The 20,652-nt window shown below is 65.0% G+C and carries 22 protein-coding genes and 2 pseudogenes; 16 read left to right on the top strand and 8 right to left on the bottom strand.

Annotation, left to right across the window (positions count from 1 at the left end; genetic code table 11):
• Positions 1-15 precede the first annotated feature (15 nt).
• The 6 genes and pseudogenes from arsB to BAY1663_RS07455 form a co-directional block, all read right to left on the bottom strand.
• Positions 16-1,059: an ACR3 family arsenite efflux transporter gene (gene arsB, locus BAY1663_RS07430; RefSeq protein ID WP_051497092.1), complete on the bottom strand. Its 1,044-nt coding sequence runs from the start codon at positions 1,057-1,059 to the stop codon at positions 16-18.
• Entirely contained in the window at positions 1,056-2,822 is a 1,767-nt protein-coding gene (arsA, locus tag BAY1663_RS07435) for an arsenical pump-driving ATPase (protein WP_037039062.1), read from the bottom strand. Before arsA ends, arsB begins: the two co-directional genes overlap by 4 nt.
• Before the next feature lie 13 nt (positions 2,823-2,835).
• On the bottom strand, positions 2,836-3,195 hold the full coding sequence (gene arsD, locus BAY1663_RS07440) for an arsenite efflux transporter metallochaperone ArsD (protein ID WP_037039064.1): 360 nt from the start codon (positions 3,193-3,195) through the stop codon (positions 2,836-2,838).
• A 42-nt stretch (positions 3,196-3,237) separates the two neighbouring features.
• On the bottom strand, positions 3,238-3,735 hold the full coding sequence (locus tag BAY1663_RS07445) for an arsenate reductase ArsC (protein WP_037039133.1): 498 nt from the start codon (positions 3,733-3,735) through the stop codon (positions 3,238-3,240).
• 11 nt (positions 3,736-3,746) lie between these two features.
• A pseudogene (locus BAY1663_RS23440) lies at positions 3,747-4,192 on the bottom strand (ArsI/CadI family heavy metal resistance metalloenzyme).
• A 12-nt stretch (positions 4,193-4,204) separates the two neighbouring features.
• A complete protein-coding gene (locus BAY1663_RS07455) occupies positions 4,205-4,534 on the bottom strand; it encodes a helix-turn-helix transcriptional regulator (RefSeq protein ID WP_037039069.1) in 330 nt (109 codons plus the stop codon).
• Between the two features lie 541 nt (positions 4,535-5,075).
• Here BAY1663_RS07455 and BAY1663_RS07460 point away from each other — a divergent pair.
• The 4 genes from BAY1663_RS07460 (at position 5,076) to BAY1663_RS07475 (ending at position 9,337) form a co-directional block, all read left to right on the top strand.
• Positions 5,076-5,903, top strand: coding sequence for a DUF932 domain-containing protein (locus BAY1663_RS07460; RefSeq protein ID WP_037039071.1), 828 nt, complete (start codon positions 5,076-5,078; stop codon positions 5,901-5,903).
• Positions 5,904-5,968: 65 nt separating this feature from the next.
• Entirely contained in the window at positions 5,969-8,041 is a 2,073-nt protein-coding gene (locus BAY1663_RS07465) for a ParB/Srx family N-terminal domain-containing protein (RefSeq protein ID WP_256206594.1), read from the top strand.
• Positions 8,042-8,054: 13 nt separating this feature from the next.
• Positions 8,055-8,264, top strand: a complete 210-nt coding sequence (locus BAY1663_RS07470) for a hypothetical protein (RefSeq protein ID WP_037039073.1) — start codon at positions 8,055-8,057, stop codon at positions 8,262-8,264.
• 758 nt (positions 8,265-9,022) lie between these two features.
• Positions 9,023-9,337, top strand: coding sequence for a DUF736 domain-containing protein (locus BAY1663_RS07475; protein ID WP_014859397.1), 315 nt, complete (start codon positions 9,023-9,025; stop codon positions 9,335-9,337).
• A 70-nt stretch (positions 9,338-9,407) separates the two neighbouring features.
• On the opposite strand, the gene BAY1663_RS07480 is transcribed toward BAY1663_RS07475, so the two are convergent.
• On the bottom strand, positions 9,408-9,701 hold the full coding sequence (locus tag BAY1663_RS07480) for a helix-turn-helix domain-containing protein (RefSeq protein WP_128576136.1): 294 nt from the start codon (positions 9,699-9,701) through the stop codon (positions 9,408-9,410).
• Between the two features lie 319 nt (positions 9,702-10,020).
• Between BAY1663_RS07480 and BAY1663_RS24755 the strand changes: the two genes are divergently transcribed.
• From BAY1663_RS24755 to BAY1663_RS07525, 9 genes and pseudogenes are all read left to right on the top strand, one after another.
• Positions 10,021-10,371, top strand: coding sequence for a DUF2958 domain-containing protein (locus BAY1663_RS24755; protein ID WP_037039138.1), 351 nt, complete (start codon positions 10,021-10,023; stop codon positions 10,369-10,371).
• Positions 10,372-10,741: 370 nt separating this feature from the next.
• Positions 10,742-11,512, top strand: a complete 771-nt coding sequence (locus BAY1663_RS07490; protein ID WP_037039077.1) for a DUF2285 domain-containing protein — start codon at positions 10,742-10,744, stop codon at positions 11,510-11,512.
• Positions 11,513-11,625: 113 nt separating this feature from the next.
• Positions 11,626-11,910, top strand: a complete 285-nt coding sequence (locus tag BAY1663_RS07495; protein WP_023083109.1) for an AlpA family transcriptional regulator — start codon at positions 11,626-11,628, stop codon at positions 11,908-11,910.
• A 26-nt stretch (positions 11,911-11,936) separates the two neighbouring features.
• Positions 11,937-12,782 (top strand): replication initiator protein A, encoded by an 846-nt coding sequence (locus tag BAY1663_RS07500; RefSeq protein ID WP_037039140.1) that lies wholly within the window; start codon positions 11,937-11,939, stop codon positions 12,780-12,782.
• 265 nt (positions 12,783-13,047) lie between these two features.
• A pseudogene (gene parA / locus BAY1663_RS07505) lies at positions 13,048-13,685 on the top strand (ParA family partition ATPase).
• A complete protein-coding gene (locus tag BAY1663_RS07510) occupies positions 13,682-13,945 on the top strand; it encodes a hypothetical protein (protein WP_037039142.1) in 264 nt (87 codons plus the stop codon). The pseudogene parA and the gene BAY1663_RS07510 overlap by 4 nt, the downstream one beginning before the upstream one ends.
• Positions 13,942-14,499: a DUF2840 domain-containing protein gene (locus tag BAY1663_RS07515; protein ID WP_037039079.1), complete on the top strand. Its 558-nt coding sequence runs from the start codon at positions 13,942-13,944 to the stop codon at positions 14,497-14,499. Before BAY1663_RS07510 ends, BAY1663_RS07515 begins: the two co-directional genes overlap by 4 nt.
• A complete protein-coding gene (locus BAY1663_RS07520) occupies positions 14,496-15,095 on the top strand; it encodes a S26 family signal peptidase (RefSeq protein ID WP_037039081.1) in 600 nt (199 codons plus the stop codon). Before BAY1663_RS07515 ends, BAY1663_RS07520 begins: the two co-directional genes overlap by 4 nt.
• A 451-nt stretch (positions 15,096-15,546) precedes the next feature.
• Complete coding sequence (locus tag BAY1663_RS07525) at positions 15,547-17,541, top strand: relaxase/mobilization nuclease and DUF3363 domain-containing protein (protein WP_037039084.1); 1,995 nt, start codon at positions 15,547-15,549, stop codon at positions 17,539-17,541.
• Positions 17,542-17,558: 17 nt separating this feature from the next.
• On the opposite strand, the gene BAY1663_RS07530 is transcribed toward BAY1663_RS07525, so the two are convergent.
• On the bottom strand, positions 17,559-18,452 hold the full coding sequence (locus BAY1663_RS07530; protein ID WP_037039087.1) for a LysR family transcriptional regulator: 894 nt from the start codon (positions 18,450-18,452) through the stop codon (positions 17,559-17,561).
• 151 nt (positions 18,453-18,603) lie between these two features.
• On the opposite strand from BAY1663_RS07530, the gene BAY1663_RS07535 reads away from it, so the two are divergent.
• From BAY1663_RS07535 to BAY1663_RS07545, 3 genes are all read left to right on the top strand, one after another.
• Positions 18,604-19,362, top strand: a complete 759-nt coding sequence (locus BAY1663_RS07535; RefSeq protein WP_037039090.1) for an SDR family NAD(P)-dependent oxidoreductase — start codon at positions 18,604-18,606, stop codon at positions 19,360-19,362.
• A 61-nt stretch (positions 19,363-19,423) separates the two neighbouring features.
• Positions 19,424-20,368 (top strand): LysR family transcriptional regulator, encoded by a 945-nt coding sequence (locus BAY1663_RS07540; protein ID WP_037039093.1) that lies wholly within the window; start codon positions 19,424-19,426, stop codon positions 20,366-20,368.
• Entirely contained in the window at positions 20,365-20,628 is a 264-nt protein-coding gene (locus BAY1663_RS07545) for an EexN family lipoprotein (protein ID WP_037039094.1), read from the top strand. Before BAY1663_RS07540 ends, BAY1663_RS07545 begins: the two co-directional genes overlap by 4 nt.
• Positions 20,629-20,652: the final 24 nt, after the last annotated feature.

The raw sequence follows: 20,652 nt of genomic DNA on the forward strand, positions 1-20,652 counted from the left end.
GGCCGGCGGAGTCCATCACGACGCTGGGAAGCGTGAGCGCGTGCGGTTGGCAAAGGCCACCAGCGACAGCATCACCGGCACCTCGACCAGTACGCCGACCACGGTGGCCAGCGCCGCGCCCGAGTTCAGGCCAAACAGGCCAATGGCCACAGCCACAGCCAGCTCGAAGAAGTTGGACGTTCCGATCAGCGCGCAGGGTGCGGCAATCGGGTGCGGCAGGCGCCACGCCCAGGCCCAGGCATAGCCCAGGGCGAAGATGGCGTAGGACTGGATGAGGATGGGCAAGGCAATCAGCGCAATCAGCGTGGGCTGGGCCAGGATCACCGGGCCTTGAAAACCGAACAGCAGCACCACGGTAAGCAGCAGACCGAGCATGGATATAGGCTTGATGCGTGCGGTGAAGTCCGAGACTGCCACCTCACCACCCTGGGCAGTTAGGCGCTTGCGCGTCCACCAGCCGGCGATCAGCGGTAGCACGATGTAGAGCACCACCGACAGCATCAAAGTCTCCCAAGGGATGGCGATCTCGGTCACGCCCAGCAGCAAGGCGACGATCGGGGCGAATGCGACCACCATCACCAGATCGTTCACTGAGACCTGCACCAACGTGTAGTTTGGGTCGCCCTTGGTCATCTGCGACCAGACGAAGACCATGGCAGTGCATGGCGCGGCGCCCAGCAGGATCAGACCGGCGATGTATTGCTGAGCATCGTCCGGGTTGATCAGGTCAGCCAACAGATACTCAAAGAACAGCACCGCCAACACGGCCATGGTGAAGGGTTTGATCAGCCAGTTGATTGCCAGCGTGATCACCAGCCCCTTCGGTCGCCGACCCACGGCTTTGAGCGAGCCTAGGTCGATGGCGATCATCATCGGGTACACCATGGCCCAAATGAGTATGGCGACGATGAGGTTGACCGAGGCGTATTCGATGGCCGCCAATGCACTGAACAGTTCTGGCATCAGGTTTCCCAGAGCCAAGCCGGCCAGAATGCACAGCGCGACCCAGAGCGTCAGGTAGCGCTCGAACACGCCTATGGGCGAGGGCGCGCGGTTCATGACGCTTTCCTTTTTGCCAAAGCCCGCAGATGCTCCACCCCCACCGGTTCCTCGGTCAGAAGCGGCACCACGGCATGGCGCCGGGCGTGTTGTGTGGCCACGGCGTCGATTTCCCGCAATTCGTTGCGTGCACGCTGGCGTAGCAGCGGGGAGTGTGGGTGCGCGGCCGCCACGCTGTTGTTGATGACCCAGGCCCACGGTTCTATGCCCGCGCGGCGCAGGTCGTCTTGCAGATTGGCCGCTTCCAGCACGGGCGTGGTTTCGGCCAGGGTGACGATGAGCACCTTGGTCTGCCTGGGGTCTTGCAACTGCATCATCGGCGTCGTGAAGTGAACGCCCGTCTCGCCCATCTGCCGGGCGATGTCGCGATGGTATGCGCCAGTGGCGTCGAGCAGCAGCAAGGTGTGACCCGTGGGCGCGGTGTCCATCACTACGAACTTCCTGCTCCCTTCGCGGATGGCGCGGGAGAACGCCTGGAACACCGCGATTTCCTCGGTGCAGGGCGAGCGCAGGTCTTCTTCCAGCAGAGCGCGGCCTTCGGCATCGAGCTGCGCCCCCTTGGTGTCCATCACATGCTGGCGGTAGCGCGCCGTGGCTTCCTGGGGGTCGATGCGGCTGAGTGCCAGATTGGGCACCGAACCTTCCAGCGTATCGGCCAGGTGCGCAGCCGGGTCGGAGGTGGTCAGATGCACGGGTAGTCCCCGGCCCGCCAGCTCCACGGCGATGGCGGCGGCCAGCGTGGTCTTGCCCACGCCACCCTTGCCCATCACCATGACCAGCCCGTGCCCATCGACGGCGATCTCATCGACCAGGGCGGACAAGTCTGGCGCATTGATCTGGTCGGGCAGTTCGATGGCATCGGCGTCATGCTTGGCGTCGGTATCGACCAGCAGGTGGCGCAGGGCATCGAGGCCGACGAGGTTGAACGGCTTGAGCGCGATCTGATCCCGAGGCAACGCCTGGAGTGCCGGCGGAATGGCGGCCAGCGTGGCCTGCTCTCTTTCGTAGATGGCAGCGGCAAGCGTATCGTTTTCGGCCTCGCCAGCAGGGAAGACGCCGTTGATGACCAGATGCTGGCGTGTCAGCCCAATGGCGGCCAGTTCTTCATGGGTGCGTGCCGCCTCGCGCAGTGTGGGGCGCTGCGCGCGGGCCACCAGCACCAGGCGGGTAAGCAGCGGGTCGGCCAGGGCGGCGACCGCGTCCTTGTATTGGGCGCGTTGTTTTTCCAGGCCCGCCAAAGGGCCCAGACACGACGCATCGCCCTTGCCCTCTTCCAGGAAGCCGCTCCATGCGCCCGGCAGTTGCAGCAGGCGGATGGTGTGGCCGGTGGGGGCAGTGTCAAAAATGATGTGTTCGTAATCCTGCGTCAGCGCCGTATCGGTCAGCAAGGCCGTGAACTCGTCGAAGGCGGCGATTTCCGTGGTGCAGGCGCCCGACAGAGATTCTTCGATGCCGCGCACCACCTCGTCGGGCAGCACGCCCCGCACAGGCCCAGCGATGCGGTCACGGTACGCTTGCGCCGCTGCCTGCGGGTCGATTTCCAGTGCCCACAGGTTCGCCACGGCGGCAATCGCCGTGATGCGGTTGCCGATGCGCTCGCCGAAAACCTGCCCCACGTTGGAAGCTGGGTCGGTGCTGACGAGGAGCACGCGCTTGCCCTGGGCCGCCAGTTGCACGGCCGTTGCGCAGGCGATGGAGGTCTTGCCGACGCCCCCTTTGCCGGTGAAGAAAAGGAATCGAGGCGGCTGGGTCAGAAAGTGCATGAAATCTCCTCGTTCAGCAGCAGCGGTTGCCAGAGCAGCAAGCGCCTTGGGTTGGGGAGGTTTCGGGCGCCTCGATGTCAGCCCAGCGGGTCAATTCGCTGCGGTTGGGATAGCGACCGGCCAAGGCCACCTCGCCATCGACCAGAACCAGGGGCAGCGCCTCTTGGCCCGAGCGTTCCAGAAAGCCTTTCACAGTCGGGTTTTCGGCGAAAGTAAGGGGCTGTTGTGCCAGGTTGAAGCGTTCGATCTGAGCACCGTTTTGTTTGGCCCAATCCACGTCGGCGGCAAAGTTCACCAAGTTTTGATCTACTTCAACGCCGCATACGCCTGTGCTGCAACACAGCGCCGGGTCGAAAATCTGGATGTTTGGCATGGGGTGTCCTTTCAAATCTGGTTGTTGATGAAGTGACGCTCTTCACTCTTGGCCGATATTTCGCAACTCGCGTTGCAGCGACATGGCGTCCAGGCGTTGCAGCGGCAGCGAGAGAAACAGCTCGATGCGGCGACGCAGGGTCAGCGCGGCATCCTTGAACGCCTTGAGCCGTTGTTCTTCGCTGCCTTCGACGGCTGCCGGATCGGGTACGCCCCAATGGGCCGATACCGGCTTGCCCGGCCACAGCGGGCACGCCTCACCGGCGGCGTTGTCGCAGACGGTGAAGATGAAATCGAACACCGGTGCATCCGGCGCCACGAACTCGTCCCAGCTTTTGCTGCGGTAGCCGGTCGTCGGCATGTGCAGCCGCTCCAGCGTGGCGAGCGCCAGCGGATGCACTTCGCCCTTCGGCTGGCTGCCCGCCGAGTAGGCCCGAAAGCGCCCTTGGCCCAGCTTGTTGAGGATGCCTTCAGCGAGAATGGAACGTGCGGAATTGCCCGTGCAGATGAACAGTGCGTTGTATGTGCTCTCCGTGGTCATGGCGTGCTTTCTCAACAGCAGGAAGAACGGGGGCTTGCTGTACAGCAAGCCGGTGCGGTGATCGGTGTCGTGACTGAGGCTGCCTCATGGAAGACTGGGATGCTGCCCAGCGTGTGGAAGTGCTCCCATGCCACACCTTGCGGTCGGTGATCCAGTGCTTCTCGCTGCGTGCGTAACAGCAGGTCGTAGTGCCTTCGTCGAGCAGCGCCATGTCGGCGGCCTGCGCGCGTGCCTTGAGGGCGGCCAGTTCCTCAGCGTCGTCGGTCTGGATACCCAGGTGGTCGATGCCTGGCCTGTTGCCGCGCGTGGAAATGGCGAAGTTCACCGGCGGGTCTTCGAGCATCCACTTCGCGTAATCGCTTTCGACGCGCGTGGGTTGCGCGGCGAAGAGTTGGGAATAAAAGCCGATGCTGCGGGGCAGGTCATTGACATGCAGATGGACATGGAAGCGCTTCATGGATAGTTCCTTTCAGCAGGAGGCACAGGTGGCAGAGGATTCCGTGACTTCGCATGTGCCGCCCTGGCAGCAGTGTTCGGTCATGTAGCCGAGCAGGTTGTTCATCTGCGCGAAGTCGGCGCGATAGATCAGGTTGCGGCCTTGCTGCTCGATGGTGACGAGGCCAGCGTGGGCCAATTCCTTCAAGTGGAAGGACAGGGAATTGCGTGCCACGTCGAGCAGATCGGCCAGCACGCTGGGCGTCATCCCCTCGGGGCCGGCGACAACTAGGGCGCGGAACACACGCAGCCGCTGGGTATGGGCCAAGGCGCCGAGGGCGGAAACAGCTTGATTTTCGTTCATGGTTCGATAATACAACATTTATTGAATAGTCGCGCAAGTGGTAAGCGCGTAGAACCTCATGGCGTCCCGGCGCGCTGTCGTGCTGCGCATCGAGCCGCCTGCGGCGTCTCGCCCCTGACGGGCTTCCATCGTTCCCTCGCTCCGCTCGGCTGACGCCTCCGGCCCGGCTTCCAGCTTCGGGCCTGCGCGCTTCGCTTGCCGTGCGGTCGGCACAGATGGGCGACCGTTGCCTGTCCAGCCGTCTCCCCTGACTTCATCACCTTGTCCGCGACTGTAGCCCGCGACCGTATGCCTTCAAGGCGCGCAGGGCCGTGTCCTCGGCTGCGCCTGCGGGCCGCACCAACCCCGCGCTTGTCTCCTTGATGGCCTCCGTCCGCGCGCTCCCTTTCGTCGCGGGCGATGAACTCAGGAAAGACGGTGGCAACAGGGCCAACCGGGTTCCTCGTGCCGACCGCACCAAACAGCCGAAAGGCTGGGCTCCGAATCTTGGAATCCGGTGTGCGGTGTGAACAGCAAACCTCTTTTTGTCAGGAGAAAGACCATGCAACTCGCATCCCGTTTCGCCTCCCATTCCCCGGCGCTGCGCAGCGACCACCCCCTGTCCGACGACCAAATCCGCAGGGTGGCCCCGTCCATCTTCGCGGACGCGCCGCATGAGAGCCGCTCCGAGCGGTACAGCTACATCCCCACCGCCGCCGTGCTGACCGAACTGCGCAAGGAAGGTTTCCAGCCCTTCATGGTGACGCAGACCCGCGTGCGCGATGAAGGCAAGCGCGAGCACACCAAACACATGATTCGCCTGCGCCATGCCAGCCAGATCAATGGCGCGGAAGCCAATGAAATCGTGCTGCTGAACTCGCACGACGGTACCAGCAGCTATCAGATGCTGGCCGGCATGTTCCGCTTCGTTTGCAGCAATGGCCTTGTCTGCGGCGACACCGTGGCCGATGTGCGCGTGCCCCACAAGGGCGACGTGGCCGGGCATGTCATCGAAGGCGCGTTTGAGGTGCTGAGTGGCTTCGAGCGGGTGAAGGAATCCCGCGACCTGATGCGCGGCATCACGCTGGACGATGGCGAAGCCGAAGCGTTTGCCCGCGCCGCGCTGGCCCTCAAGTACGACGACCCGGACAAGCCCGCACCCATCACGGAATCGCAAATCCTGATGCCGCGCCGCTTCGATGACCGCCGCCCCGACCTGTGGAGCGTGTTCAACCGCACGCAGGAGAACTTGACCAAGGGCGGCTTGCATGGCCGCAGCGCCAACGGACGCCGCCAGCGCACCCGCCCGGTGCAGGGCATTGATTCCGATGTGCGCCTGAACCGCGCCCTGTGGCTGCTGGCCGATGGCCTGCGCCAGCTCAAAGCCTGACCGTTTCCCCGCCGGAGGGGCGGTTTCCCCTCCATTCCCTTGTTTCACTTGATTGGAGATACATCATGAACGCCATCACCCAAACCGAAGCCCGCGCCGTTACCCATGCCGCCGTGCTGGAAGCCGCCGACCCCACCAAGAACCTGATTCTGGTTCCTCTGTCGCGGCTGGTGCTGCGCCCCACGGGCCGCAACGTGCGCAAGGCTCCGCGCATGTCCATTCCCGAACTGGCTGCATCCATCCAGCGTGTGGGTCTGCTGCAAAACCTGATTGTCATTGCCGCCGCCGATGGCGAACGTTACGAAGTCGTCGCCGGTGGCCGCAGGCTGGCCGCGTTGAAGCTGCTGGCGAAGAAGCGCCGCATCCCGAAGGAATGGGAGGTGCCTTGCCTGCTGGTGGCTGATGGCACGGCCCGCACCGCCAGCCTCACCGAGAACGTGCAACGCGAAGCCATGCACCCGGCAGACCAGTTTGAAGCCTTCGCGGCGCTGGTGGCCGAAGGCCGACCCATCGAGGACATTGCAGCGGATTTCAGCGTCACGCCGCTGGTGGTGCAGCGCCGCTTGAAGCTGGCGAATGTCTCCCCGCGCCTGATGGCCGACTATCGGGCCGACGGCGTGAGCCTTGACCAGTTGATGGCCCTTGCCATCACCGATGACCACGTTGCGCAGGAAAGCGCGTTCTACGACGCGCCGACGTGGCAACGTCACCCGTCCAACCTGCGCGAACGCTTGACCGAGCGCGAAATCGACGCCTACCGGCATCCGCTGGTGCGTTTCGTCGGGTTGGACGCCTACGAGGTCGCAGGCGGCGGGATTCGCCGTGACCTGTTCGCGGAAGGTGACGCGGGCGTGTATCTGACCGATGCCGCGTTACTGGAACGGCTGGCGCAAGACCGGCTGGCAGGCATTGCCGCCAATGTTCGCGCCGAGGGTTGGGCATGGGTGGATACCACGCCGGGAGTGACCCATTCCGACCTGCACGCCTTCCAGCGTGCGTCCAGGGAGCGACGCGAGCCGACCAAGCGCGAGGCCCAACGCATCGAGAAGCTGCAAGCCAAGCTGCACGAACTGGCCGAAGCTGTGGATGCCGCGCTGAACGCCGAGGACGAGGACAAGGCCGACGCGCTGCAAGAGGAAGGCGAAGCCGTGGGCGAGCAATTGCAGGCGCTGGAAGATGGCTTGCAGGACTACAGTCCGAACGTGAAGGCCGCAGCCGGGGCCATCGTCACCATCGACCGCAACGGCGAAACCGTGATTCATCGCGGCCTGATGCGCGAAGCCGAAGCCAAGGCGCTGCGCACGCTGGAACGCTTGCGGCAGGGTTCCAGCGACGAAGGCGAGGACGACGAGCAGCCCAGGATCACCGCCATATCTGACCGGCTAGCGCAGCGGTTGAGCGCCCACCGCACCGCCGCGCTGCAAATCGAACTCGCCCGGCATCCGCAAGCCGCGCTGGCTGCCGTGGTGCATGGCATGGTGCAGACCATCTTGCAGGGCAGCCACTACGGCCACGACCTGCCGCTGGGCGTGAGCCTGAAAGTGCAAGACCGGCTGGAAGGCATGGCCCCCGACTGGCCCGAGTCGCCCGCCGCCGTGGCCCTGCGCGAGTTGCAGCAGGTCGCGGGCGAAGCGCTGCCGCAGGACAGCGCCGAACTGTTCGCCGCGCTGCTGGCGATGGAGCAAGGCGAGCTGGTGCGGCTGCTGGCGGTATGCGTGGCGGCGACCGTGGACGTGGTGACGCCTCGCGCCACGACGCACCAGCCGGGCGCGGAACTGGCGCAGGCCGTAGGCCTCGACATGGCGGCATGGTGGCAGCCCACCGCAGACGGCTATTTCCAGCATGTGCCGAAGGCCGCGATTCTGGAAGCCGTGGGCGAGTTCGCACCGTCGCACGCTACTCGACTGGCGAAGTTGAAGAAGGCGGACATTGCCAGCGAAGCCGAACGGCTGGCGGACGGCACCGGCTGGATGCCTGCCATCTTCAAGACCGAAAGCCCGGAAGCTGCGCCGCAGGAAACGCAGGCGCAGGATGCCCCGGAGGATGCCGAGGCAATGGCGGATGAACCGCCGAGGCACTGGCCGCTTGACCCGCGCCGAAGGCAAGCGCCCCGGCCTCGACCGGGGAGCTTCGCTTGAAGGAGAAGCCCCCATGACCCGCACCACCACCAGCCGCCCGCGCATGGCGGCGACCTATGCGCCCGGCACGGTACGCGCTCGCCGCTGGCACGGCGAAGGCGACGTGCGCGGCTACCGTCCGCCCCCCGGCTGGACAGCCTGCGCCGACCTGACCGACTTGCATCCCATCACAGGCCACGCCTTGCCGCGTGCCGTGTGGTGGATCATCGAAACCAAGGAATAACGAGCAGCACCGGCCCAAGCCGTTCCGCCTTGGGGCCGGTGGTCGAAAATCCGGGCGCGGCGGTGGCCGCGCCCGGTTCCAGCGTCCAAAGCAAAATCGCCACGTCGCCGCCTTCGGCCAGGCGGCGACGTGGCGGACGTGCAAGTGCCTTGCACGCGGTACGGCGATCGGCGCCCGCTGACGCGGGCAAGGTTTCGATGGCGCCCCGCCGCAATGGGCGGGGCTTGTGGGGCTACGCCCCGGCTTGCTGCGGCAGGTTGTGCCAAAGCGCGCCGTCCTCGACGCTGGCGGTTCGCGCTTGTACGTCACGAAGGACGGTTCACCGACACGCCACCCGGCTTCGCTATGGAGCATCCACGCCACGCCTCAAGCCCGTCGCCGCAATCTGCGGCAAGAGGCGTTCTCGCTTGTCGTTGGGGTGTTGGCCTTGCCCGCGTCAGGGCGCAAGCCGGTGAAGCCGTCACGCGGGGATGCCGAGTCGGCCACGTCTCCATTCGGGAGCGGGCGGCCCGTGCGTCCTTGGCTTGTCGTGAATCCTGGCGAGGGAACGGCTGCGCCTTGGGCTTCATGGCCGCAACCTTTCAGCGAAAACAATTTCCCCGCCGCTGCGCGGCTTCCTCGCGGGACAAATTCTTTTCGCTTCCAGGTTCTCCACGGTGTTGCGACCGCTGCGCGGTGCGGCCAGCCCATCCCCCGCTGGCCGGATCACAACAAGGACGCACTGGCGCGACCTTGTTCAACCCGAAAGGAGAAACATCATGGCTAACATCGGCACCTTCACCGCAGAGAAAGACGGCTTCACCGGCACGCTTCGCACCCTGACGCTCAACGTCAAGGTCAAGCTGGTTCCCAACGACAAGGGCGACACCGAGAACGCCCCCGACTTCCACCTTCAGGCGGCCGGCCACGAGATCGGCGCGGCGTGGAAGAAGACCAGCCAGGCCGATCGTCCGTACCTGTCGGTTTCGCTCGATGACCCTTCGTTCCCGGCGACGGTCTATGCCCGCCTGATCGAGAACGAGGACGGCACGCACGACCTGATCTGGTCGCGCAGCAAGCCCAAGGCGGCCTGACGGTCGCCCACCGCGCCCCGCCCATTGCGGCGGGGCGCCGTGCTGCTGGCGCAGCACGTCACGCACGCGCCTACGGCGTGTCGCGCTCCTTCAACACCGCCTCCAGCTCCTGCCGCACCTGCGCCAGAAGCTGATCGGTCTTGCGCGTGCTGTCGCCGGCATAGGCCAGCGTCAGCAGCGTGAGCGGATGCACGTCCATGACCTCGCACAGCTCGGTCAGCTTGTGCATGGTCGGGCTTTTCAAGTCGCGCTCCAGCGAACTCATATAGGTGCGGCTGGACACGTCGGAGAACGCTTCCTGGCTCAAGCCGCGCGCTTTCCTGACCGTCCGTATGGCCATCGCCAATGAGTGTTTCACTGCCACCAACTTGGTTTCCCCGTAAAAACCAAGATGACAGCCCATTGCACCCAATAGGACTACAATCTAAAGTGTTCATTCATGGCTGAAAGGCCCGCTTTCGTGCTTTTACGGAAATCCGCAAATGCGGATTCCGACAGAACCGGGGAATCGCATCCGTGTCTTTCCGGCTTTCTACAATTCCGCTTGTGCGCTTCCGTTCTTCTACGGATGCGATGGATTGCGTATCGGTGCTTGCGCACGGATGCACGGATACGGTTCGGCGGTTCTGCGCTTCGGCACAAAAGCGCATCCGCGCATCCTCGGTTTCGTGGGGATTCCGACCATGACCCTGCCGCTTGTCACCGCCGATGAACGCGCCCGGCTGCTGGCCCACGGCGCGGCACGCGCTGCCGGCCAGCACCTCGATCCGCTGCCCGTGGTGCGGCTGTTCACGCCGGACGCGCACGCGACCTGGCTGCTGGCCGCGCTCGATCCCGCTGACTGCGATACCGCTTCGGGGCTGATAGACCTCGGCATCGGGATGCCGGCGCTGGGCACGGTCAAACTGTCCGACCTGGCCGGCATCGTCGGCCCGCGCAAGCTGCCGGTGCGGCGGGATCGGTATTTCCAGGCAGCACGCCCGCTGTCGGAATACGTCCGGCTGGCCCAGGAGAACGGCTCGATCACGGACTGACCGGAACCGTGCGCAGCCTGCTGCGACAGGCCGGCGCAGCCCGTCCAGCCGGGGCGCATTGTGACTATTTCGGTCTTAGTCGAGACCGTGCGGGTCTGATTCCGCACTCTTGCACCGAAGCGGTGCAACTCTGCTGGAAACAGTCACGATCTTTGGCGCGGGCTGCGGCACGGTGTCCAGTGCTGCGCACCATTTTCCGGCGGTGCAGCCGTCGCGTTCAGACGATTTTGGCAATGCACCGGAGCGAATCGGTCTTGACACCACAAGTTACAGCTTACCCCGATATTGATGGCAGTTTGATGTTGAAACGGTAGCTCCCGCAAGCCGAAATCCATAGCGACGTTCCTGCTGATCGACAGGAGGTTGCGTCATGGCTGATTCGAGCGCCGCACACTGGTATCCGACCGCCGCGTATCTCTACACGCTGCATCTCGATGGCCCCGCGCTGGCCTGGGAGTACCTGCGCCGGAATCCCGACTACCGGCGCGACTGGCTGCGCCGTCGCCGCAGGCCGGACGCGGCGCAGGCTTGGGGCCTGCGCCTGCTGGAAGACCCGGCCCTGGATGCGCGCGACGCGCATCCAGCCTGGTTCCCCGACCACGATGCCGTGGTGCAGCTTTACCCCGATGCCGATCCGCCACCCGATGCCTATGCCTTCGAGTTCTGGAACGTCCCAGGACGCAAGCACCTGATCCATGATGGCAAGCGCCTGATACTGACGACGCAATGGCCCGGCTGCTGCGTGCGGCTCGCGCTCACGCCGAGCATGGCCGACGGCATGGCCTACCTCTACGCCATCCGAGGCTGCACTACGCCTTGCGCACGGTATCGCGCACTGGCGGCTGGGCTGGATGCGTTGTCCACTACAACTGGGACCGCGTCTGCGGCGGCGACTCGCTCGCGGCCCACGCACGCCGCAGTGTTGGAACTGCACACCTTGCAGGCACTCGACGCGACCCTGGCGGGCGCGTCTTTGCGCGAGGTTGCCGAGGGACTGTTCGGCGTTGATACCGTCGCGGTCGATTGGCACAAAGACAGCGCCTTGCGTGCCCGCGTGCGTCGGCTGGTGCGCCGGGGCGATGCGCTGATGCGCGGCGGCTACTGCCGCCTGGCACAGCTTCCGCCGTTCCCGTCGCATTAGGGAGGGGACGTTTCACGCCCCCTGCAAATCGTCCCTTAGCAAGAAGCCTTGCTTTCTTGAAAGTGCCTCTATCCGGTCGCGTGGTGTGGCCGGGCTTGATGGAGGTACATCCCATGCGACCCTCTCCCTTGCGGCCTGCCGCCGCTACTGTCGCTGCGCCCTCGCAGCCCCAACGCTACCTGACCAACGACGAAGCCGCCGAGTATCTGCGCCTCAGCCCTCGCACGCTGGAGAAGCAGCGCGTGATCGGCGGCGGCCCGAAGTTCCGCAAGTTCGGTCGCCGCGTCATGTACGCGGTGAGCGACCTCGATGCCTGGGCCGACCAGCGCAGCTACGAGGCCACATCCGACCCGGAATACGCCGAACGCCACGCGGGCGACTACCGTGATGGCCGCTGATCGTCGGCGCGTGGGTGGCCTTCGCCATGTCCGGCCCACCAGGGCAAGCCTTGCCGCAGTGCGAACAGCTCGACCTGTTCCGCGCGCTGCCGGGCGATATGGCGCCGCGCGACAGTCAGGACTTGATGGCCTTTCCGTTCTTCTCGCTGGCGAAGTCGCGGCGTGTCGCGCCGATCGACTTCCGCAGCGGGAACATCACCATCCGCGTGGAAGGCACGGTCGAGCACGGCATCGCCACGATATGGGATGCCGACGTTTTGATTTGGGCGGCCTCGCAGATCGTGGAGGCTCGCGACGCGGGCATTCGCCCGTCGCGCTGGATACGCGCCACGCCCTACGAAATCCTGCGCTTCATCGGGCGCGGTACATCGCTCAACGACTACCTGCGCCTGAAAGCGGCGCTCGACCGGCTGCAATCGACCAGTGTGGCCACGTCCATCCGCGAAACCACGAGCAGGCGCTTGCATCGCTTTTCGTGGATCAACGAGTGGCGCGAACTGGCCGATGCCAGCGGCACGCCGCTGGGCATCGAGCTGATCCTGCCGGACTGGTTCTATGCCGGCGTGCTCGACGCCGCCTTGGTGCTGACCATCGACCCAGCTTATTTCCGCTTGAAGGGCGGCATCGAACGCTGGCTGTACCGCCTGGTGCGCAAGCACGGCGGGCGGCAGGAACACGGCTGGCAATTCGACTTCCGGCACCTGCACCGCAAATCCGGCAGCGCGGCGCGCTTCTCGGACTTCGCCTACGACCTGCGCGTACTGGTCGCTCGGCAGTCGCTGCCCGGCTACGTCTTGGGTATCGAGTCGATGCCGGACGAAAGGCTGGAACTGCTGACCTTCCGGCCCGTGCCGTTCACGGCACGGGGATAACTGCGGGAAAACCTGTGAACGGCCTCGTGCTATCAGGAGTACGGGGTATCGTGCTATCGGGAGTACGCCTATCGTGCTATCAGGAGTACGAAAACGCCGCAAAGCCAGTAACGGCGCGGGTTTTCGGCCCCTCTAACTTACCTAACTGTAAATCTCTAACTTTTAGTAGAAGCGCGCCGTTTCGGTGGACAACCGCCAAACGGCACGGCGAACAGCGTTTTTCATGGCAGGCAAAGCCCGGCTTTCCAGCATCGGAGGCCGCATCATGATCGTCGCGCTGTTGAATCAGAAAGGCGGCGTTGGCAAGACCACGCTCGCCACCCATATCGCTGGCGAACTGGCGATGCGCGGGCAATCGGTCGTCTTGCTGGACGCCGACCCGCAGGGTTCCTCGCTGGACTGGACGCAGCGCAGAAGCCAGCAGGGCTTGCCCCGGTTGTTCAGCGCCGTGGGCCTCGCCCGCGAGACGCTGCACCAGGAAGCGCCGGAACTGGCCCGCCGCGCCGATCACGTCATCATCGACGGCCCGCCGCGCATCGCCGCCCTGGCGCGTTCCGCGCTGCTGGCGGCCGAGCGCGTGCTGATCCCCGTGCAGCCCAGCCCCTACGACCTGTGGGCCAGCGCCGAGATGGTCGCGCTGATCCGCGAAGCCCAGGTATTCAGGCCAGAGCTGCGCGCGGCCTTCGTCATCAACCGGCGCGTCAGCACCACGATCATCGGTCGCGAGGCTCGACAGTCGCTGGCCGAACAGCCGCTGCCGGCGCTGCGCGCGAGGTGCGCCAGCGCATCGTCTTCGCCGACAGCGTGGCCGCTGGCCGGCTTGCACGTGAGACGGCGCCCGACAGCGCCGCCGCACGTGAAATCATCGCGCTGGTCGATGAACTGCTGCGGTGGCCGACATGAATAGCCCGCGCAGCAAGCGCGTCGGCATCGGCGCACGTCCGCCCACGAATCCACACGCCGAGGCGTGGATTCGCCAGGGCGATGCCGATGCACTCAACAAGGGCGACCTCTACACGGCCCGCCTGACCCTCGACGTGACGCCCGCGCTTCGCGCACGCATCAAGATCGCCGCCTTCGGCCAGGACGTGACCGTGGCCGAACTGCTGCGCGGCCTGCTGGAGCGGGAGTTTCCCGAGAACCGCATGGAGAACACGCCATGAACGCATCCCTCGCGACTGCCGCGAACGCGGCCACGGCTGCCGCATCGCCTCCGGCTGCGCCGTCGCTCGCGATACTCGCTGGCCAGGCCGGCAACGTGCCGCTGACGCGCGTATCGCTCGCCTACATCGAGCCGCGCTTCAAGCTCTACCTGCGCTTCGGCGAACCGGCGCACACGCTGCGGCTCGACCGCTGGCGGCGCTGCGCGGTGTTCCTGCCCGGAGCAATGTTCTGCCGCATCCGCTGGCAGGCCAACGACTACGGCACCGTGCGTTGGCAGCTCATGGTGATGCAGGCTGGCACGCCGCTGGACGACGTGCAGCGCATCCCCGGAGTGCGGCCCGGCGCACGCCTGCTGCTGCACGCCGAAGGCGAAAACGCGGTGCGTGTCGTGCTGGAACGCATCGACGGCATCGACGCGCTGGGCATCGCCGCTATCGACGTGTCGCCCGCGTACTGGCGCACGCTGGGCAACCGTCTGGCGGCCCGCCTGGCGCTGCCCGAATACACCGCCGAGCGGCATGCCGCCTGGATGGCCGGGAGGGTGCTGCCATGACCGCTGATTCCACCACCGCACGCACGTCAGAAGCTGCGCCGCATCCTCGCTCGCGCCTGCGCGCTCGCATCGTGCAGGCGGGCTTCGCCGCCGTCGGCCTCGCTGCGCTGGCCTGGGCGGCTTTCGTGCAGCCGCTGCCGCGCCTGATCTACAACCCGTCCGACAGCGTTCCGGTCGGCTGGTATCGCGTGCAGCCGCTTGAGCATCGGGCCACCTCGCTGTCACGTCCCTTGTCCGTGGGCAGCATCGTCCTGACCCGATTGCCTGCCGACGCTTCCGCGCTCGCTGCGCAGCGCGGCTACCTGCCGGCGCACGTTCCGCTGCTCAAACGTGTGGGCGCGGTCGCACCGCAACACATCTGCATCGTCGCCCGTCAGGTTCGCATCGACGGCGTGCCTGCGGCTGCCGCGCTGCCTGTCGATCGGCTGGGCCGCCCGCTGCCACCCTGGCAGCATTGCCGCCCGCTGGTCGAGGGCGAGCTGTTCCTGTTGAGCGTGACCAATCCGGCATCGTTCGACAGCCGGTATTTCGGGCCGGTCAGCGCATCCGCCGTGATCGGCATCGCGCATCCGGTCTGGCTGGAGACACACCCATGATGGCTGCCGATTCGCTGCACGTTGCCGTGCATCTCATCGTGCCATCGGGCATGTCGTTCCGGCTGCTGCTGCCGCCGTGTCGTCGCGCGTGCAGTGCGGGCGCATCCGCGCCTCGCCTCGCGCAACATCCGTCACAGCCGTCCAACGTGCAGGCGTCTTGCCTCGAATGCACCCGGCCTATGGCCATTGGCGCGTTCGCTGGCGGGCTGGCTGCAAGCAGCACAGCGCCGCCGGGCCGCCGACGCCCGGAGCGACAGCGAAGGGCAAAGGCGGAAGGCAAGACAAAAGGACGCGGCACCGGGCCGCGTCGAAAGCCTGTCTGCACATGGGGGTGGCGCGGCACGGAGCGGCTTCGCCGCCGTGCCGCGTGGGGCGCGAAGCCCGCGCCAATGCTGGCATGTCCGCGTGCTTCGCACGACAGGACACGCCGTAGCTTGCAGGGAGCGCGGCCATGACCGACCGCCGCGACGACGATTTCCGGGTGCGTCCCAATGCCCCGAGGAACCGGGGCAAAGGCCAAGGCCAGAGCTTCGTTTCCAAGGTGCTCAAGCAGGCCGGCAAGGCCAGCGGCGGCAAGTCCTCCATGCGCCATTCCGCAGGCAGTGGAAACGGCGCACGCGTCGGCCAGCGACCCGGCTCACGGCTCGGGCGCGGCCATACGGCGGCGCGCTTCGCCGGGGAGAAGCTGACGCCCATGTCGCGGCGCGTGACCATCAAGACCTTGTTGGTCAACCAGCAGCGGGCCAGTCCGCAGTCGCTCGCTAAGCACCTGCGCTATATCGAGCGCGACGGCTCGGGCCGCGATGGCGAGTCTGGGCGGGCCTACGGGCCGCAGACCGACGAAGCTGACCTCGATGCGTTCAAGGCGCGTAGCGCCGACGACCGGCACCATTTCCGCTTCATCGTCTCGCCCGAGGACGGCGCGGAACTGGACGACCTGCGTACCTACACACGGCATCTGGTGAACCGAATGGAAGCCGACTTGGGCACGCGGCTGGATTGGGTGGCGGTCGATCACTGGAACACCGACAACCCGCACACCCACCTGATCGTGCGCGGACGCGACGATGCCGGCAAAGACCTCATCATCGCGGGCGACTACATCGCCCACGGCTTCCGGCATCGGGCCGCCGAACTGGCAACGGAATGGCTGGGGCCGCACACCGAACTGGAGATCCAGCAGACTTTGCAGCGCGAGGTGGAGCAAGAGCGGTGGACGAGCCTCGACCGTACCCTGCAACGCGAGGACGGCGAGGATGGCCGGGTGCAGATCGAACGCTTCAACGAACCCCGGCTGCAACGCCAGCGCCTGCTGCTGATCGGTCGCCTGCAACACTTGCAGCGCCTGGGCCTGGCCGACGAGACGCAGCCCGGCACCTGGGCGGTTCACGCCGATACCGAGAAGACCTTGCGCGCCCTGGGCGAGCGTGGCGACATCATCCGCACCATGCAGCGGGCCATGAGCGGGCAGCCGCGCGAGTTGGCGGTGTTCGAGCCGGGCGACGACGACCGCACAATCGTCGGCCGCGTGGCTGCCAAGGGGCTGGCCGACGAGCTGCACGACCGCGGCTATCTGGTCATCGACGGCGTGGACGGCAAGGCCCACTACGTTGCCTTGAACGCCCGCGACGAGCTGGCGAACTATCCCACCGGAGCCGTGGTGGAGGTACGCGGTTCCGCCGAGGTGCGGGCGGCCGACAAGAACATCGCCACGCTGGCGAGCGATGGCCTGTACCGCACCGATCACCACCTGGCGATCGAGCAGGGCCGGGCCAAGCCCGGCCGCGACCCGCAAGAAGTTGTCGCGGCCCATATCCGCCGGCTGGAAGCCCTGCGCCGGGCCGGCATCGTGGAACGTGTGGCGGATGGACTATGGAAGGTGCCGGACGACCTGGCCGAGCGTGGCCGCCAGTACGACGCCCAGCGCCTGGGCGGCGTGGCGGTGGAACTGAAATCGCACCTGCCCATCGAGCGGCAGGCGCGGGTGATCGGCGCGACCTGGCTTGACCAGCAATTGATCGGTGGCGGCAGGGGGCTGGGCGAGCTGGGCTTTGGCGGCGATGCGAAGCAGGCCATGCAGCAGCGCGCCGACTTCCTCGAAGAACAGGGGCTGGCCGAGCGGCGCGGCCAGCGCGTGATCCTCGCCCGCAACCTGCTGGCGACGCTGCGCAACCGGGAGCTGGCGCAAGTTGGAAAGAACATTGCCGCCGAAACCGGACTGTCACATCGCCCAGTGGCGGACGGACAGCGCGTAGCCGGCATCTACCGGCGCTCGGTCATGCTCGCCAGCGGGCGGTACGCGATGCTGGACGACGGCATGGGCTTCTCGCTTGTGCCGTGGCGTCCGGTGATTGAACAGCGGCTGGGGCAGCAGCTTGCAGCGACGGTGCGCGGCGGTGGAGTGTCATGGGAAATCGGGCGGCAGCGCAATCTCTCAATAAGCTGAGTTGTTAGGTGCAGGCACTACACGCGGGCCATTGGCGGGAAGTGCTCCATGAGAAACGCCACAAAACTACGTAGCTTGGTCGAATGGTAGCGGTCAGGAAGGTAAACAACGCTCATCGGTCGGCTCGGCAGACCTTGCTCGGGAAACAATTGAATCAAACGGCCAGCTTGAATGTCCTCTTCCAACAGAAGGGTGGATTGCAAGACGATGCCCATGCCATTGAGTGCAGCAATGCGGAGTGCCTGGCCGTTGTTTATCTGCAATCTTCCCGACACTGATCGACGACGCACGTCCTCACCAGTGCCAAGCCAATAGGACAAGGCTGTCGGGCTGAACGATAGGCATTCGTGATGCGGCAGGTCTTCCACTGTTTCCGGTATGCCCTGATGCGCCAAGTATCCCGGGGAAGCGCACATCGTCAGGCTGTATGGAGTAAGCGGCCTTGCGACCAGAGGCGCATTCTCCGGTAACTCTCCAATGCGAATGGCGGCCTCGAACCCCTCTTCGGCTAAATCCACCACGCGATCAGAAAGGACTACATCGAGTGCGATTTCTGGATAACGCGCCATATAGATCGCCAAGGCAGGCATCAATGCGTGTGTCCCGAAGATAACGGGCGCCGTGATGCGCAGCTTGCCAGCAGGTGCTAATTTCTGGTGCTGGGCCTGCGCATCCGTCTCCGCTACCAAGCGCAGAATCTCTTTGCATCTCGTGTAGTAGTCCTCACCGAACGAGGTTAGATGCTGCCGCCGCGTCGTTCGGTTAAGCAACTGCATTCCCAGGCGCGCTTCCAGTGACCGCAGATGCTTGCCTGCCATTGTTGCGGAGACGCCCAACGTAGCGGCAGCCCCGCTCAGACTGCCTTTCTCCACCGTAAGGACGTACACCTTCATGCTGTCCAACAGATCCATTGTGAACCCACAGTTTTAAGTTATGAAACTTAAAGGTAGTTTATCAAGCAATGGTTCTCAATAAAATACATGGAACAGTTCGGCGCGCAGGTTGCAAGGCACACAGCCACATCCCGTAGGCCGGACTCCTGCCATTTCATAGGAGGACACGGTGGAATTGAACTTAAGAGGACGAACGGCGCTTATCACCGGCGCAAGCAGTGGCATAGGTGCGGGTGTTGCACGCCTGCTCGCCGATGAAGGCACCCGCATAGCCGTCACCGCGCGCAGGGACGATCAGTTGGAACGGGTTGCTTCACAAATCGAAGCGTCCAGTGAGCAAGTTCCCATTGTCGTCAGCGGTGATGTGACAGACGCAGCCGATGTCGCGCGCATTGCCGCCGAAGCGGCGACAGCCCTTGGTCACATCGACATCCTGGTCAACTGCGCTGGCGGTTCACGCCCAACGGAATTGTCAGCATCTGATGAGGACTGGGAAGAAGCGTTTGCGCTCAACTTCACCGCTGCGCGGCGGTTGACCCAAGCCATCCTTCCAACGATGCGTGTACGTCAGTGGGGTCGCATCATCAGTATCAGCGGCTCGATGGAGCCTCGCTCGCTGAATGCTGCCACGGCTGCCAAAGCCGCCCTGCATCTTTGGGCCAAAGGACTTTCCTGCGACGTGGCCGCGCAGGGAGTCACGGTCAATACGATTGCTCCTGGACGGATCAACAGCGCCCAAGTGTTGAGCAGGCTCCATCCAACCGAGGAAAGCAGACGGGACTTCATTACTCGCAATATTCCCATTGGGTATTTCGGTGAACCGGAAGATATAGGCCATTTAGTGGCGTTTCTTGCTTCACCTTTGGCTCGTTACATCACCGGCGCTGTGATTCCCGTCGATGGAGGAATGCACTTTTTCGCTCATTAGGACGCCTTATGGTACGGCTGTCTCGAAACCCTTTCGCTTCCCAGCATAAAGAGGTGGCGTGATGGAATTGCGCCATCTGCGTTGTTTCCTGGCCGTAGCCGAAGAACTCCACTTCGCCCGCGCAGCGGAGAAGCTGCACATCGAACAATCGCCGCTGTCGCGCGCCATCAAGGAGCTGGAAGAAGAACTGGGCGTGGTGCTGTTCGCCCGCACCACGCGCAGCACCCGATTGACCCGTGCGGGCAAGCTGTTCCTGGATCATGTGCCACGCATCTTCTCCGCCTTGCAGCAGGCACGGGAGAGCGTGAAGGCGGCCGCCAATGGCTTTCACGGCCAGTTGCGTATCGCTTTGTCCGATGGCATCACGCCTTCGCGGCTACCTGCCTTGCTGGCACTGTGCCGACAGGAGGAACCGGAAGTCGAAATTCGTTTCTTCGAAGTGCCGTTGTCACAGCAGATCAAGGGGCTGCACGACGACCTGTATGACGTAGGGTTCGCCCGCGCCGATGAAGTCGGCGATGGCATCGTCGCCTTGCCCGTCTGGAGCGATCCGCTGATGGTGGCTGTGCCAGCGCGGCATCCACTGCTGACCCACAAGCGCATCCCGCTGGAAGAACTGCTGCGCTACCCGCTGGTGCTGTGCGATCCGCAGGCGTGCGAGGGGCATGCCCGGCAGGTGGATCGTGTGCTGCGCCGGGTGGACATGGAACCCGTGGTGGCCGAGCGGGTGGCGTCCTGTGACCTGATGATGGCGCTGGTCTCCGCAGGCTTCGCCCTGAGCTTGACTGGCGCCGCGCACATCACCGCCAGCCGGGAGCAAGGCGTGGTGGCACGGCCGCTGGCGGGACGCTCGCCGCTGCTCACGACCTATCTGCTGCGCCTGGATGGCGAGCCTTCGGAAACGCTGGCCCGCTTGATCGAGCGCGTGCAGGCCATCGAATCACCCGAAGACAACAGGCCGACATCGGGCCTTGATGCCGACACCCCTGAGGAACCTGAGCCATGAAGAAGTCCATTCCGCTCTTGCTGGCCGTGGCATTGACCGCTTGCGGTCAATCGGAGACGCCCAAGCAAGCCGACGTGCCAACCGTGGAGGAACTGGCCGCCAATCCGGCACGGTTGAAGGAGCTGCGCCAGCAGTGCAAGACCGATCGCGCCGGGCTTGGCGACGTGTTATGCAACCGCGTGGCTGAGGCTACGCGCAAGCGGTTTTACGGCGATGGCAAGGTGCCCTATACGCCACCGGAGCAGCCGCCAAAGTTCTGACCGCAGTTTCCATCCACCGTTGGT

The sequence above is a fragment of the Pseudomonas sp. BAY1663 genome (assembly GCF_000582595.1).
GTDB lineage: Bacteria > Pseudomonadota > Gammaproteobacteria > Pseudomonadales > Pseudomonadaceae > Stutzerimonas > Stutzerimonas stutzeri_AF.